Origin of the sequence: Cystobacter fuscus DSM 2262 (assembly GCF_000335475.2) — a bacterium.
Lineage (GTDB): Bacteria > Myxococcota > Myxococcia > Myxococcales > Myxococcaceae > Cystobacter > Cystobacter fuscus.
Genome location: NZ_ANAH02000069.1, coordinates 120,487 through 134,255, shown reverse-complemented (window position 1 = coordinate 134,255; position 13,769 = coordinate 120,487). Strand labels below are relative to the sequence as shown.

Here is a 13,769-nt window from a genome sequence, read left to right as displayed (position 1 = left end):
TGGCCCCGGCCGGACGCCGGGCATGAGCGGATTTTTCCACCCCTCCCCCCGCTCATTTTTTTTGACAGGGGATCCGATCGTGAGACCTTGCGCCCGCTACGAACCTGTAGCGCCTGGACACACACCGAGGTGGACACACCCATGAGCGCGGCGGTTGGGACGAGCTGGAACTGGCGGACCCTGGAGAACGTGGAGGTCGAGTGCACCTATTGCGGTGTGCGCATGGCCCGTCACGAGGGACCGAGCATCAAGTACTTCCGCTGCGGCTCGTGCCACCGTTGGGTGTCGAGTACCTATACGGACGTGTTCCGCGCGGACGCGAAGATGCGCACCCATCCGGTGAAGGACAACACGGAAGGGGACGCGCGCTTCCTGGCGGCCAAGAGCAAGCTGGAGGCGTGGCTGACGGCGCTGGACGAGCAGGATCCACACCAGGTGCTGGGCGTGTCGCCGACGGACTCCATCGAGGTGGTGCGGGCGCGCTTCCGCGAGCTGGCGCTGGCGCAGCACCCGGACCGCGGCGGCTGCGAGGCGAAGATGCGGGAGCTGAACGTGGCGTACGAGAAGATCCTCGGCCACCGCCAGCGCGCGCGCACGCCGGTGCGTCAGCCGGCCGCGACGCCCGCGCGGGGCCCGGCATTGCCGGCGCGCAGCAGGTAGCCCCAGAAGAGCGCCCCCAGCGCGAGCCCCAGCGAGGCCTTCACCCACCCGGGGAAGAAGTCGCCCGGGGAGATGAAGCCCTCCACCACGGCGATGAGGGCGAGGAAGGGGGCGCACCCGAGCACGAGCTTCACCGACTCGCGCCCGTGCAGCACCAGGGCCTGGCCCCGGGGCAGCTCGCCGGGCGCGATGAGCGTCTGCCCCACGCGCAGCCCCGCGCCCCCGGCGATGACGATGATGGACAGCTCCACGGGCCCATGGGCGGCGATGAAGTCGAACAGCTTGGCGCCCAGCCCCTCGTGCACGCACAGGGCGGCCACCGAGCCCAGGTGCACGCCGTTGTTGAGGAGCATGAACACCGTGCCCAGGCCGAGCAGCAGCCCCGAGGCGAAGGTGGCGATGGTGACGGTGAGGTTGTTGGTGGCGATGCCCGAGGCCACCGCGCCCGGCGGGCTCACCGACAAGAGGCCGTCCGTCCACAGCTGCTTGCGCGAGATGTAGTCGCGCAGGTTCTCGGGCACGAGCAGCTCCGCGCCCCGGGGCTCGAGCAGCACCACCACCGCGCCCAGGAGGATGCCGAGCACGAACAGGCCGGCGCTCGCGGCCACGAAGGCGCCGTGGGCGCGCAGGGTGCGCGGGAAGTCCTGGCGGAAGAAGGCGAGCAGGGCCGCCCAGCGCTCGCGCGGGGGCTGGTAGATGGCGGCGTAGGCCCGGGCGCACAACTGGTTGAGGAAGCGGTGGACGTCGGTGCCCGGGTGGAAGGTCTGCGCGTGGGCGAGGTCCGCCGCCGCCCGCCGGTAGAGCACGTCGAGCGTGCGCAGCTCCTCCAGGTGCAGGGTGCCCGCGCGCTGCCGGGTGAGCAGCGCCTCGAGCGCCGTCCAGTCCGGGCGGCGGCGGGCGACGAAGGCGGGCAGCGAGGAGGCCATGTCAGCGCTCCGCCTGGACGCGCGCGCGCAGGAAGGACTCCACGCCCCCGGGCGCGGCGAGCAGCGTGGCGCGTTGTTGCGCGTCGAGCCCGCCATAGCGCTCCACCAGGCGCGCGCCCAGGCGGGTGCGCGCGGCCGGCTCGAGCCAGGGCGCCCGCGCGAGGAAGGACAGGATGAGCTCCACGTCCCCCGAGGCGAGTCTCGCCGTGACGCCGGCGGGCGGGAGCACGACGGAGGGCGCGGCCGCGGCGGTGTACTTGTCCAGGTCGATGCGCTCCTCGCGCACCAGCAGGGTGCCGGCGAGCAAGTCTCCCAGCCGCCGGTGCTGGCGCGTGAGCAGGATGCTCAGACAGCCCACGGCGTAGATGAGCGGGAAGGAGTCCACCACGCGCAGGAGGTTGCGCACCGCGCTCTCCAGCACGCCCACGGGCGAGCCATCCACGCGCACCACGCGGATGCCGACGAGCCGCTTGCCGGGCGTCTGGCCCCCCATGAGCACCTCGCACAGCGTCCAGTACACCCACTGGGTGGCGAACACACCCACCACCATCAGCGTGCGCACCAGGCCGGACAGCCCCTGGAAGAAGCCGACGACGTCACTCACCAGCAGGGTGAAGACGAAGTAGGCGAGCACCCAGAAGGAGAAGAGCAGGGCCAGGTCCACCAGGTAGGCCAGACACCGATAGCCGATGCCGGCCACGGGAAGGGAGAGCGACACGCGCTCGGGCGTGGCGACGTCCAGACTGGGGGAGGCGGGGGAGCTCATGTGTCGGGAAGATTACCTGGAATGGTCACCCCGACGTGGCTTCTCGTTCCCTGGGAACGGAGGGCTGTCCTGTTCGGACACGCTCCGTGGAAGGGTTCCAGTGCCCGCCGCCCAACATCTTCCCGGGCCCATGGGTTCGCTCGTGCACAGTCGCGCGGCACACGCACGCCGCCATGGCTGGACAGCGGGACGAGGGATGGCCATTCGTCATGTCGCTGGTCGAGAAGGACCGTGGTCATCCGGGTGGTGGTTTCATCCTGGTGGTAGTTTGGGAGTAGAATCGTCCAGGTGACGACAGAGGCACGCAGCACGCAGTGGAAGTGTCGACGGTCGGGCCAGACATCCTCGCGAGCCACAACGCGCACGATTCATCTCGAGATCGCCAGGATGCGGGCCGGACCCTGAGTTTGGTTGGTTTCACTAAAAAAAATGGGCAGTACGCCATGATGGCTGGGGGGCCCTCACATGGCAGCGAATCAAGCGGATGTGCGCGTTGGCTTGTTGGAAGGACCTTGGGCGGCCTGGCAGGGACTGGCCGACGGGTTGAAGGGTGAAGGCCTCAATCTGCTGTGGGTGACGCGCGACGCGCGCACGCTCCTGGATGGGATCGGCACGGATCCTCCGCAGGTGGCCATTCTGGACGTGGAGCCCGGTGGAGACTCGGGCATGGGCTGCTCGAGCATGGAGGGGCTCAACCTCCTGCGCGAGGCGCGCAAGCGCCGGCTGGAGGTGCGGATGCTGGTGTTGTCCTCGGCCAACGCCCAGGACTTCATCTCCCAGTGCTTCGATGAAGGGGCCTCGGGTTATCTCTTCCGGCAGAGCCTCACGTCGAACGCGGTGTGTACGGCCGTCAACGCCCTGGTGCGCGGGGAGCGGCTCTTTCCGGTGCAGCTGTTGCGCAACGACTTCGAGCACTCTCCCGTGACCAACGCCACCGCGAGCGTGTTGCTCACGCTCACGCAGCGTGAGCGCGAGGTGCTCGCCTACGTGGCCGGCGGCGCGGACAACCTGAAGATCGCCGCGCACCTGCAGATCGCCGAGCGCACGGTGAAATCCCACGTGACCCAGCTCTACCGGAAGCTGGGCGCGGAGAACCGGACCCAGCTCGCGCTGCGCGCCTGCCACCTGGGCGTCCGGCCGCCGCCGGATCTGTAGCGGTGGACGAATCCGGCCGGGGCGAACACGTCACGTACTTGTCAGCCACCAGAGCCGAGAACGTCAGACTCCCCTGGCAGATCAGGGCTCGCGACACCACTGTGTCGTTCCCTTAGAGGGCGTCAGGAGGAGGCGGGTCATGCGTGGGGTGATGAGGCTGGTGACGGCACGGGCTGGGCTCGTTCCGTCCAGGCCCTGGCGGTTCGACAAGAGCCCCGCGGGCGGCTTGCCGCGGGTGCGCATCGGACACGTCCCCCTGGACCTGGGCCGCCTGGATGAGGTGCTCCGGGCCGTCGAGGGACTCGTCACGGGCGGCCAGGGGGGACGTATCCTCCTGCCGGACGTGGAGCAGGTGGTGCGCGCCGAACGCGACGAGGTGTTGCGCTCGGCGCTCGCCACCGCGGAGTTGTCGCTGGCGGGAGGCCCCTCGATGATCCGCGCCGCCGGGCGTCTGGGGGTACCCGCGCTCGCCCTGGAACCGCGAGCGGGCGCGCAGTGGTTGCCGCCGCTGGCGACCCTGGCGCGGGAGCGGGCCTGGCGCGTCGTCGTGGTGGCCGAGCGTCCGAAGCTCTCGGAGTGGGCCGCGGGCGCGCTGCGCGATCGCTACGGGCTCCTGGCGGTGGGCGTGGCCGCGCCGGACGTGCCGGACAATGGCCGGGGGCCGTGGGTGGACACCTTGATCGACCGCATTGAACTCACGCGGCCCGATCTGGTGTGGGTGTCCATGGACACGCCCAAGCAGGAGCTGTTCTGCCAGCACGCGGCCCAGCGGCTGCACGGGGCGGTGCTGCTGGGGGTGGGCTCGGCGATGGAGTCCTTGCTGGTCGGGCGCGGCGGGGCGCGTGCCCGCGGTGCGTTGCGCTCGCCGTGGCGGTGGCTGCTCCAGCGGCTGGCGTTCCAGCGGGTGCTCGCCCACGCTCGCGCCACCTGAGCGCGGCCGGGCGCTGGGGGGCACTCACGGGCGGGGAACGAGCCGCACGGCGGGCGCCTTGAAGGAGGCGGTGACGGCGCGTCCCTCGGCGAGCCCCAGCTCCTCGCGCGACAGCCGTGTCACCCGGGCCACCAGGGGCACGCCCGCGTCGAGCGTCACGCGCACCAGGGCACCCTCGGGCACGAGCGACACCACGGTGCACGCCAACCGGTTGCGCGCGCTGGTGGGCGCGGCCTCGGGCGGGCCGAGGGTGACGTCCTCCGCGCGCAGACAGACGAAGACGGCGTCTCCTCCGGGCGTGGACTCCAGGGCGAGCAGGGCGTGGGGACCCACCTCCACCGTGGCCAGCCCCGTCTCGCGCCGCACCACCCGGCCCGGCAGCACGGTTTCAATCCCCGTCATCCGCGCCACCGCGAGCTCGGCCGGGTGGTTGAACACGTCGGCCACCGGCCCCACCTGGCACACCCGGCCCTGCTCCATGGCGACGAGATCGTCTCCCAGCGCGAGCGCCTCGAGCCGATCATGCGTCACCACCACCGTGGGGACGCCCAGCTCGCGCAGCAGCCGCCGCAGCTCGCCCCGGAGTCCCTCGCGCGAGGGCGCGTCCAGCGCCGACAGGGGCTCGTCCAGCAGCAGCAAGCGCGGGCGGATGGCGAGCGCCCGCGCCAGGGCCACCCGTTGCTGTTGGCCTCCGGACAACTCGCGCGCGCCCCGGCGCTCCAGTCCCTCCAGGTGCAGCAGCGAGAAGAGGGCGCGCGAGCGCTCCTGGCGCTCGGCCACGGGCAGGTGCGCGAGGCCGAATTGCACGTTCTGCTCCGCGGTGAGGTGGGGAAACAGCGCGTAGTCCTGGAAGAGAAAGCCGATGCGCCGCGCCTGGGGTGGCAGGAAGACGCGGGTGCTCGAGTCACACCACGTCTCCCCGTGGAAGAGGATGCGGCCGTGCTCGGGCCTGTCCAGCCCCGCCAGGGCGCGCAGCACCGTGGTCTTCCCCGCGCCCGAGGGGCCGAAGAGCACCGCGACCCGGCCCGGCGTGGCGGGCAGCGTCAGGTGGGCGTGGATGGTGGGGCCGTCCCGGAAGCGCTTCTCCAACTCGATCAGGAGCGCCGCGTCCATGCGCCCTCCCTCCCACGGCGCAGCCCCTGGGTGAGGGCCAGCACGACGAACGACACGACGAGCAGCACGAGCGACATCCTCCCCGCCGCGTCATAGTCCAGCGCCTGCACCGCGTCGTAGATGGCGATGGAGGCCGTGCGCGTGCGGCCCGGGAGGTTGCCGCCCACCATCAGCACCACGCCGAACTCCCCCAGCGCGTGCGCGAACGTGAGCACCATGCCGGAGAGGATGCCCGTGGCCGCCAGGGGCAGCACCACCCGGAAGAACGTCCGCGCGCGGGACACGCCCAGGCACCACGAGGCCTCGATGAGGCGGGGATCCACGCCCGCGAGCGCGGCCGTGAAGGGCTGGACGGAGAAGGGCAGACTGGAGAGGACGGAGGCGAGCAGCAGGCCCTCGAAGCTGAAGGGCAGGGGGTGTCCGGAGAGCGCCTCGAAGGCGGGCCCCAGCGGACCCCGGGGGCCCATGGCCCGCAGCAGGTAGAAGCCGAGCACCGTGGGGGGCAGCACCAGCGGGAGCGAGACCAGGGCCTCGAGCAGGAACTTCCACCGCCACCGCGAACGGGCGAGCCACCAGGCGATGGGCAACCCCAGCGGAAGCAGCAGCATCGTCGTCCAGCCCGCGAGGCGCAGGCTCAACAGCAGGGCGGTCGGGTCCACGCGTCCTCTCGTTCCCGGGGTCCGGACGTCTTATCCGCGAGTGGCCGTCAAGGCCCCGGTTTTCGACCGTCCCGGATCCCACACTGCCCCTCGTACCTCCCGCGCCCCGGCACCCCGGGCCCGAGGGGACGGGGACAGGCCTCCAGCCGGGGGGATGCTGGAGTTTCTTCCTGACTGTTCGGGAGTGTCCCGGTAAGAAGTTCCGCGTCGCTCCGGGAGACGCTGGGGAGGCGGATTGACGCGGGGCGTCTTCAATCCGGACAGACCGGGCAACTCTCTGTTTTCCCGAAAGAAAGGAGGGGCTCGGGAAGACGCCCTCACGAGGGGCGTGGGCGACACGGGTCCGGCACGCTTCTGGCTTTGGGGAGGGGCATGGCAACCACCTCCAAGCACAGTCATGTCAGGCCGGCCGTCTGGACGACGTGGGCCCCGTCGATGGGTGTTTTGTGCGTGGTCGGCGCACACCTGCTGGCCGCCATGCTGGGTCTGTACTCCTCGGCACCGAATGTCACGGTCCTCCAGCCCACGGGTGACGCGCTCCAGGGCTACCTGGAGATCGCCGTCCAGGCGAGTGATGGCCCCACGGGCGCGGGGGTGCGCCGGGTGGAGTACCAGCTCGATTCTCCCTCGGGGGCCTGGACGCCGCTGCGGCTGGAGAAGGAGACGATGACCTACAAGGGTCGTCACGATCTCTCCGCCGTGAAGGGAGGCGGCCATTCCCTGTACCTGCGCGCCGCGGACTTCGCGGGCAACCTGCGCGTCGTGTCCGTCTCGGTGACGGTGAGCCCGGCGCAGACCGCGGGGCCCAGCATGGCGGACGCGAAGCGCGGGCCGCTGGCCGACAAGGGCTCCTCCCAGGGCTGGGGGGGCTCGGGCACTACTGCATCTGGAGTTTCACGTTGAAGGTGTAGAGCGCGTTGACCGGCTTGCCCTGGAAGGTCACCGGGCGGTAGCGGCGGCTCTCGAGCGACTCGAGCACCGCCTGATCCATGAAGGGCAGGCCCTTGATGACGCGGCAGTCGTCCACCTGTCCGTCACGGGTGATGGTGCACCGGGCGATGAGCAGCCCACGCACCCCCGCGTGGATCGCATCGGACGTGTAGCGCACGGGCACGCCCTCGGAGAGCAGTTGCGGCGGCGTCATGCCGGCGCCGAAGGGAACCGTCTCCTCGCCCGTGCCCTGGCGCGCGGGCCCCACGGCGCAATTCGGGCACATGGGCCCCGCGATCACCTCGCCTCCTCCTGAGGGCGAACCCGTGGCCTCGCTGCTCGCCTCCGCGTCCGAGGGCGTGGGCTCCACCGGCTGGGGCTCGACCGCGGGTGGGGGCGGGATGATCGAGGGCTGGCGCAGCGTCTTCCGGGGCGCCGGGGGCTTCTTGGCGGCCACCTTGGGGGGGGTGGGCTTCTGCTCGAGCCGGGGGGGCGTCGTCTGGGGCGGGCCCGAGGGGAGGTGTTGAAAGATCAAGACGTCCGGCTCCTTTGGGGGAGCGACCTTCTGGGTCACTCCCGACACGAGCAGCGCGCCGCCGAGCACGCCCGCGTGCACCAACAGGGAAACCCAGACGCCCGTGCCGAACCGACTCCTGCCCGCTGCCGACTGCTGGATGACCGACTGAAACATGTGACGCCCTCCGTGGCTGACACCCCACAACCTACGGAGTCGCGCGGACGGCGTGGCCTTGGGCCGTCCATGCCTTCGTCATGGTTTCGTCATGGTTTCCAGCTCCAGCCGGTAGCCCACCCCCCGGAGGGTGTGGATGGTGAAGGCGGAGGTGCTCGTCCAGCCGAGCTTCTTCTTCAGGCTGGAGACGAAGTTGTCCACCGTGCGCGGGTCCACCACGACGTCGCCCCACACGGCATCGAGGATCTCCGTCCGGGTGAGGGCCCGATCGCGGTGCTTGAGCAGGAAGGCGAGCAGATCGAACTCGGTGCGCGTCAGTTCAATCTCCCCGCCCTCCGCGCGGCGCAGCGAGCGCTTGCCCAGGTCCAGGTGGAATCCGGCGAAGGAGACGACCTGGGGAGGCTCGCCGCCGGTGCGCCGCACCAGGGCGCCCACGCGCGCGAGCAGCTCGCGCAGGCGGTAGGGCTTGGTGAGGTAGTCCTGGGCGCCCACCTCGAAGCCCCGCACGATGTCGTCCTCCAGCGAGCGCGCCGTCAGCATCATCACCGGGGTGCGCACCCCGTTCGCGCGCAGGCGCCGGCAGAAGGCGTAGCCGTCCTCGCCCGGGAGCATGACGTCGAGCAGGATGAGTTCGAAGGAGCGCGCGCCCAGCAGGGGCTCGGCCTCGCGGGCGCTCGTGGCCACCACCACCTCGTAGCCCTCGTCCCGGAGGTTGTCACACAGGCCAAGCCGCAGGTTCGCGTCGTCCTCGACGATGAGCACGGAAGGGGAGTTCATTCTCGCGTTTCGGGGAAGAGCAGACAGAACGTCGTGCCCTCGGGGCTGGAGTTCTCCACGGAGATGCGGCCTGAGTGCAGGGTCATGATCTTGCGGCACAGCGCGAGCCCGAGGCCACTGCCATGCACCTCGGGACCGTTGGAATCCAACCGGTGGAAGTCGCGGAAGACGTTCTCCCACTCGCTCGGGGGAATGCCGATGCCATTGTCGGAGAACATCACCACGCAGCCGTTGTGCCCGGAAGGGTAGGCGCGCAGGGACAGCTCCACCGGGCTGCGGCGGTTGTAGGCGCAGGCGTTGCGCGCGAGGTTGGCCAGCAGCAGGCGGATGAGCGAGGGGTCCGCTTCGATCTGGGCCTCGCCCACGTTCGCGGTGAGCCGGACGGGGACGGACACGGAGTCCCTCAAGTCCGCGCGGAGCATGCCGACGAGCTCCTCCATCGTCACGAGGGTGATGCGCGGCCGCCAGCGCCCCTTGTCGATGCGGTTGAACGACAGGATGTTCTCCACGAGGAAGCTCAGGCCATCGGCGGCCTGGAGGATGCGCTCGGGGTAGGCGCGCGTGTCGGGCGGGGCCTGGGCGAGCTTGCGCTCGAGCGTCTCGGCCATCAGGCGGATGGAGGCCAGCGGGGTGCGCAGCTCATGGGAGACGGTGGCCACGAAGTCATTCTTGAGCTCCACGTAGCGGTAGCGCCCGCGCTGGGCCACCACGGCGAGCACCCCGATGGCCACCGCGAGCGAGCCGCAGGTGGCCACCAGCAGCGTCTTGAGTCCATGGCGTTGCTCGATGGCCTCCTCGGCCGCGCGCCACCGGGGCACGGACACCTCCAGCCGCAGGGTGTCCAGGGGTAGCACCCAGTCCGAGGACTGGAGCCTGACCCGTCCATCCGGGCCGAAGTGGCCCCGCGCACGCAGCTCCGTGGCCAGCTCGTCGAGCAGCGGCTCGAGCTCCACGGCGATGCCACGCACGACCACGTCCTGTTGCTGGGGCAGGAGGGTGGGCTCCACGTACCAGCGCTCGCCCAGGAGCGTGGGGCCGGTGAGTCCCTCGGGGAGGATGATGAGGCCCGCGTCGGCCTCGCGCGCGCGGGCCAGGAAGTCGTCGGTGGGCTCGCCCAGGGCGGTGCTCACCTTCACCGTGCGCACGAGCAGGAAGGTGAAGTCGGGCGAGGTGAAGCGCTCGCGCTCGCGCAGCAGATCCCTCTGGAGACCCGCGGAGCGTTGGATGCCACCGAAGTCCTCGGGGAGCCCCTCACGCAGGAGCGCGCGGACCAGGGGAGGGGTGGCCGCTCCCCGCTGGAGCCGCTCGATCAGCAGCAGCACGAAGGGCAGCTCCTGCTCGGCGGGCAGCGGGTGCTCCGCGTGATGGCGCAGCACCTCCTCGACGAGCGCGTTGGCGCGCGCGGTCTGCTTGCGCTCGAGTGCCGCCTCCACGTCCCGCAGCCGAGTCAGCCGCTCGCGCCAGGGCTCGGGGAGGGGGCCCGACGAGGTGAGCGCGTGGACGAGCGCGCGGTAATTGCGCCGGGCGGGCGTGTCCGTGCCGGGGGCCGAGTGGGTGGCACGGGGCAGGAACTGCTGCCCGCGGAAGCGCAGATAGTAGCCCTCGCCGGGGGCGAGGGGATTGCCCATGGCGGCATGCAGGGCGGGCAGCTCGTGCTCCAACCGGTGGGCGAGCCGGTGGCGCAGGGACTGGGTGGCGGACTCCTCGAGGGCCTCGCGGCTGGTGCGCAGCTGGGCCCGGGCATCCTCCCGCTCCTGGGAGAAGATCCGCTGCAGGCTCACCAGCCCCCAGAAGAGGGCCAGCAGACCACAGACGAGAGCGGCGAGGGTGGGGAGGAGCCGGCGCAGCATGCGGAGGCGGGACGGTCCTCAGTTCTTCTTCTTCGCCGCGGGCACGGGGAAGCCGCGCTTGCGCATCAGCGCGTCGATGCCCGCTTCCTTGCCACGGAAGGAGCGGTAGCCCTCGGCCGGGTCCACCGTGTTTCCCACCGAGAAGACGTGCTTCTTCAGCCGGCTGGCCACGTCCCGATCGTAGGGGCCCTTGGCCTCGGTGAAGGACTCGAAGGCATCGGCGGTGAGCGTGTCCGACCAGAGGTAGCTGTAGTAGCCCGCCGAGTAGCCATCCCCCGCGAAGACGTGGCCGAACTGGGGCGTGCGGTGGCGCATGACGATCTCCCTGGGCATCCCGAGCCCCTGGAGCGTGTCGCGCTCGAACGCGTCCGGCTCGATCTTCTTCGTGCCCGCCAGGTGCAGCTTCATGTCCACGAGCGCGCTGGACAGGTACTCCACCGTGGCGAAGCCCTGGTTGAAGGTGGCCGCCTTGGCGATCTTCGCGACGAGCTCGGAGGGGATGGGCTTGCCCGTCTGGTAGTGCAGGGCGTAGGTGTTGAGCACCTCGGGCGTGTCCAGCCAGTGCTCGAGCAGCTGCGAGGGGAACTCCACGTAGTCACGCACCACGTTGGTGCCCGACAGCGCGGGGTAGTTCACGTCGGAGCTCAGGCCGTGCAGCGCATGGCCGAACTCGTGGAAGAGCGTCTCCGCGTCGCTCCAGCTGATGAGGACTGGCTCGCCGGGCTGGCCCTTCACGAAGTTGGCGTTGTTGGAGACGATGGTGGTGATCTCCCCCCGGAAGCGCTCCTGCGAGCGATAGGCGTTCATCCACGCCCCGGAGCGCTTACCCGGGCGGGCATAGGGATCGAAGTACCACAGGCCCACGTGCTTGCCCCGGGCCTTGTCCTTCACCTCCCAGACGCGCACGTCCGGGTGATACACGGGCACGTCGTTCACCGGGGTGAAGGTGAAGCCGAACAGCTCCCCGGCCACCCAGAACATCGCCTCGCGCAGCTTCTCCAACTGCAGGTAGGGCTTCACCTCGTTCTGATCCAAGTCGTACTTCGCCTTGCGCACCTTCTCGGCGTAGTAGCGGTAGTCCCAGGGCTCGATGGTGATCTTGTCGCCCTCCTTCGTGGCGAGCGCCTGCATGTCGGCGACCTCCTGGCGCACGCGCGCGACGGCGGGCTTCCAGACGGCCTCCATCAGCGTCATGGCGCGCTCGGGCGTGCGGGCCATGGTGTTCTCCAGCCGCCAGTGGGCATGGGTGGCGTAGCCCAGGAGCTGGGCCCGCTCGGCGCGCAGTTGGAGGATCTCCGTGATGATGGCGTTGTTGTCGTGGGTGTCCCCGTTGTCACCCCGGTTGATGTAGTGGCGCCAGACCTTCTCGCGCAGATCCCTGCGGCGCGAGTACGTCAGGAAGGGCTCCATGGACGAGCGCGTGTTGGTGATGGCCCACTTGCCCGCCAGCCCCCGCGACGCGGCGGCCGCCGCCGCGCCCGCGCGCACCGAGTCGGGCAGGCCGTCGAGATCCTTGTCCGAGTCGAGCACCACGACGTAGCCCTCCTCGTCGGCCAGCACGTTCTGGCCGAAGCTCGTGTAGAGCGACGCGAGGCGCTGGTTGAGCGCCGACAGCTGCTTCTTCTTCTCCGCGTCGAGCCGGGCCCCCGAGCGCACGAAGCGCGTGTAGTGGTGCCACACCAGGCGCTGCTGCTCGGGCGTCAGCTTCGCCTTGTCGGGCGACTCGTAGACGGCCGCGATGCGCTGGAACAGCCGCTCGTTCTGGATGACCTCGTCGGAGATCGCCGCGAGCCGGGGCGCCATCTCCCGCTCGATGGTCTGGAACTCCGGCCCGTTGAGCGACGAGCCCCAGATGCCATAGATCGTGCTCACCTCCTCGAAGCGCTGCCCGAGCCGCTCGAACGCGGCGATCGTGTTCTCGAAGGTGGGCGCCGCCGGCTCGTTCGCCAGGTCGGCGATCTCACGGCGGTACTCGTTCATCGAGGTCTCGAGCGCGGGCCGGAAGTGCTCGATGCGGATTTGATCGAAGGCCGGCACGCCGCCATAGGGGCCGGACCAGTGATCCAACAGCGGGTTCGTCTTGGACGACGTCGTTTCCGAGGAAGGAGACATGGTGGGCGCTGGGGGGGTTGCGGGAACGGTGGGGTCGGCCCCACGCCCCTCGTGGGATGTCGTCGTGCAGGCGGCGGAGGCGAGCACCAGGATGCCCGCGCCGGTGAGGAAGAACTGACGCATGGATGGGGTCTCCGGAGGGGTGGGAGAGGAGGCACCAGAGCTAACACGCCGGCCCGCTGGAGTCGGAAGCCACCTGATTCTCGTCTCATCGCGTCATGGGGGGTTGACTGCCCTAACGCGACGCGTTAGCACTGGGGTACTTACCCTAGCGGAGGTTTCAAACACATGGCCAAGCACCACAAGCACTCGAAATCCCAGCAGTCGCACGCTCCCCAGGCCGGCGAGCCCGCACCGGTGGTGAATGCCGTGGAGGAGAAGGTGGAGGCCGCGGCCCAGACGGTGGCCGAGACGGCGAGTGAGGTGGCCCAGACGGTGAGTGAGACGGTGGGGGCGGCGGAGGCCGCGGCGCAGACGGCGGCCACGGTGGCGGAGAGCGCGGCGCAGACGGCCGCGGGCCGGGTGGAGACCGCGGCGCACAAGGCCATCGAGAAGGCGGAGGCCGTGACGCAGAAGGCGGCGGAGAAGGTGGAGGCCGTGGCGCAGAAGGCGGCGGAGAAGGTGGAGGCCGTGGCGCAGAAGGCGGCCGAGACGGTGGCCGAGGCGGCGGGCAAGGCGGAGGCGGCCGCGGGCAAGGCGGCCGAGGCGGCCAAGGCGGAGGCGGCCAAGGCGGAGACGGCGGTGGCCGAGGCGGCGGGCCAGGTGGCGTCCTTCGTGAAGGGGCGCCTGGAGCAGGCCCAGAAGCAGCTGGGGCAGATCGAGGCGGATGCGCAGAAGGCGCTGCAGACGCTGGCGACGATCGGCCGGGAGTCGCGCCGCGAGGTGCTGGGGATGCTGAACGTGAACGATCTGCGCGCCAACCCCACCGTGCAGAAGCTGGAGAAGCAGGCGACGTGGGTGGGCGGTGAGGTGCGTCAGCGCCTGACGGGGCTGCGCAGCCAGATGATCCAGGTGGTGGGCGGGGTGGCGAGCCAGTCCCAGGTGAGCGCGATCAACCGCGAGCTGGATCGGCTGACGAGCCGACTGGATTCGCTCGTGTCGCCCGCGAAGCCGGCGGAGCCGAAGCAGCAGGAGACGCCCAAGGCGTAAGGCTGGACTCTCCCGTTGGAGACGAAGCCGCCCGGTGGCCCCCTTGGGGC

13 protein-coding genes are annotated in these 13,769 nt (G+C 70.5%); 5 read left to right on the top strand and 8 right to left on the bottom strand.

Annotated features, from left to right (window positions below; all coding sequences use genetic code 11):
* The first annotated feature begins 141 nt into the window (after nt 1-141).
* Nucleotides 142-660 carry a J domain-containing protein gene (locus D187_RS45395; RefSeq protein ID WP_043435014.1) on the top strand — a complete coding sequence of 173 codons (519 nt, stop codon included), beginning with the start codon at nt 142-144 and terminating at the stop codon, nt 658-660.
* Here the strand turns inward: D187_RS45395 and D187_RS45390 are convergent.
* Together D187_RS45390 and D187_RS45385 are read right to left on the bottom strand one after the other, a co-directional pair.
* Nucleotides 606-1,586, bottom strand: coding sequence for a stage II sporulation protein M (locus D187_RS45390; protein WP_020918721.1), 981 nt, complete (start codon nt 1,584-1,586; stop codon nt 606-608). The genes D187_RS45395 and D187_RS45390 overlap by 55 nt on opposite strands.
* A gap of 1 nt (nt 1,587) precedes the next feature.
* Nucleotides 1,588-2,352 carry an RDD family protein gene (locus D187_RS45385; protein ID WP_002628273.1) on the bottom strand — a complete coding sequence of 255 codons (765 nt, stop codon included), beginning with the start codon at nt 2,350-2,352 and terminating at the stop codon, nt 1,588-1,590.
* A 465-nt stretch (nt 2,353-2,817) separates the two neighbouring features.
* Between D187_RS45385 and D187_RS45380 the strand changes: the two genes are divergently transcribed.
* Together D187_RS45380 and D187_RS45375 are read left to right on the top strand one after the other, a co-directional pair.
* A complete protein-coding gene (locus D187_RS45380) occupies nt 2,818-3,507 on the top strand; it encodes a helix-turn-helix transcriptional regulator (RefSeq protein WP_020918720.1) in 690 nt (229 codons plus the stop codon).
* Between the two features lie 139 nt (nt 3,508-3,646).
* The gene (locus D187_RS45375; RefSeq protein WP_002628277.1) at nt 3,647-4,438 is read left to right on the top strand and encodes a WecB/TagA/CpsF family glycosyltransferase; all 792 of its coding nucleotides are present in this window, start codon (nt 3,647-3,649) and stop codon (nt 4,436-4,438) included.
* A gap of 24 nt (nt 4,439-4,462) precedes the next feature.
* On the opposite strand, the gene D187_RS45370 is transcribed toward D187_RS45375, so the two are convergent.
* On the bottom strand, nt 4,463-5,551 hold the full coding sequence (locus tag D187_RS45370; protein ID WP_002628279.1) for an ABC transporter ATP-binding protein: 1,089 nt from the start codon (nt 5,549-5,551) through the stop codon (nt 4,463-4,465).
* The gene (gene modB / locus D187_RS45365; RefSeq protein WP_002628281.1) at nt 5,533-6,210 is read right to left on the bottom strand and encodes a molybdate ABC transporter permease subunit; all 678 of its coding nucleotides are present in this window, start codon (nt 6,208-6,210) and stop codon (nt 5,533-5,535) included. Before modB ends, D187_RS45370 begins: the two co-directional genes overlap by 19 nt.
* Nucleotides 6,211-6,660: 450 nt before the next feature.
* Here modB and D187_RS45360 point away from each other — a divergent pair, with 450 nt between their 5' ends.
* Nucleotides 6,661-7,113 carry a hypothetical protein gene (locus D187_RS45360; protein WP_002628282.1) on the top strand — a complete coding sequence of 151 codons (453 nt, stop codon included), beginning with the start codon at nt 6,661-6,663 and terminating at the stop codon, nt 7,111-7,113.
* Here D187_RS45360 and D187_RS45355 read toward each other — a convergent pair.
* The 4 genes from D187_RS45355 to D187_RS45340 all read right to left on the bottom strand — a co-directional run bounded on the left by D187_RS45355 (nt 7,088) and on the right by D187_RS45340 (nt 12,693).
* Complete coding sequence (locus tag D187_RS45355; protein ID WP_020918719.1) at nt 7,088-7,831, bottom strand: energy transducer TonB; 744 nt, start codon at nt 7,829-7,831, stop codon at nt 7,088-7,090. The two genes, D187_RS45360 and D187_RS45355, sit on opposite strands and share 26 nt — an antisense overlap.
* Before the next feature lie 78 nt (nt 7,832-7,909).
* The gene (locus tag D187_RS45350) at nt 7,910-8,608 is read right to left on the bottom strand and encodes a response regulator transcription factor (RefSeq protein ID WP_043435010.1); all 699 of its coding nucleotides are present in this window, start codon (nt 8,606-8,608) and stop codon (nt 7,910-7,912) included.
* Nucleotides 8,605-10,458: a sensor histidine kinase gene (locus tag D187_RS45345; RefSeq protein WP_002628287.1), complete on the bottom strand. Its 1,854-nt coding sequence runs from the start codon at nt 10,456-10,458 to the stop codon at nt 8,605-8,607. The genes D187_RS45350 and D187_RS45345 overlap by 4 nt, the downstream gene beginning before the upstream one ends.
* Before the next feature lie 18 nt (nt 10,459-10,476).
* Nucleotides 10,477-12,693: a M3 family metallopeptidase gene (locus tag D187_RS45340; protein ID WP_002628289.1), complete on the bottom strand. Its 2,217-nt coding sequence runs from the start codon at nt 12,691-12,693 to the stop codon at nt 10,477-10,479.
* Nucleotides 12,694-12,858: 165 nt separating this feature from the next.
* On the opposite strand from D187_RS45340, the gene D187_RS54480 reads away from it, so the two are divergent.
* Nucleotides 12,859-13,719 carry a hypothetical protein gene (locus D187_RS54480; RefSeq protein WP_002628290.1) on the top strand — a complete coding sequence of 287 codons (861 nt, stop codon included), beginning with the start codon at nt 12,859-12,861 and terminating at the stop codon, nt 13,717-13,719.
* Nucleotides 13,720-13,769 lie beyond the last annotated feature (50 nt).

Excerpts from the sequence above, each read along its gene's own strand:
- D187_RS45380 (WP_020918720.1), top strand. The coding sequence starts at position 2,818 with ATGGCAGCGAATCAAGCGGATGTGCGCGTTGGCTTGTTGGAAGGACCT.
- D187_RS45375 (WP_002628277.1), top strand. The coding sequence starts at position 3,647 with ATGCGTGGGGTGATGAGGCTGGTGACGGCACGGGCTGGGCTCGTTCCG.
- D187_RS45350 (WP_043435010.1), bottom strand. The coding sequence starts at position 8,608 with ATGAACTCCCCTTCCGTGCTCATCGTCGAGGACGACGCGAACCTGCGG.
- D187_RS45395 (WP_043435014.1), top strand. The coding sequence starts at position 142 with ATGAGCGCGGCGGTTGGGACGAGCTGGAACTGGCGGACCCTGGAGAAC.
- D187_RS54480 (WP_002628290.1), top strand. The coding sequence starts at position 12,859 with ATGGCCAAGCACCACAAGCACTCGAAATCCCAGCAGTCGCACGCTCCC.
- D187_RS45355 (WP_020918719.1), bottom strand. The coding sequence starts at position 7,831 with ATGTTTCAGTCGGTCATCCAGCAGTCGGCAGCGGGCAGGAGTCGGTTC.
- D187_RS45345 (WP_002628287.1), bottom strand. The coding sequence starts at position 10,458 with ATGCTGCGCCGGCTCCTCCCCACCCTCGCCGCTCTCGTCTGTGGTCTG.
- D187_RS45370 (WP_002628279.1), bottom strand. The coding sequence starts at position 5,551 with ATGGACGCGGCGCTCCTGATCGAGTTGGAGAAGCGCTTCCGGGACGGC.
- D187_RS45390 (WP_020918721.1), bottom strand. The coding sequence starts at position 1,586 with ATGGCCTCCTCGCTGCCCGCCTTCGTCGCCCGCCGCCGCCCGGACTGG.
- D187_RS45340 (WP_002628289.1), bottom strand. The coding sequence starts at position 12,693 with ATGCGTCAGTTCTTCCTCACCGGCGCGGGCATCCTGGTGCTCGCCTCC.
- D187_RS45385 (WP_002628273.1), bottom strand. The coding sequence starts at position 2,352 with ATGAGCTCCCCCGCCTCCCCCAGTCTGGACGTCGCCACGCCCGAGCGC.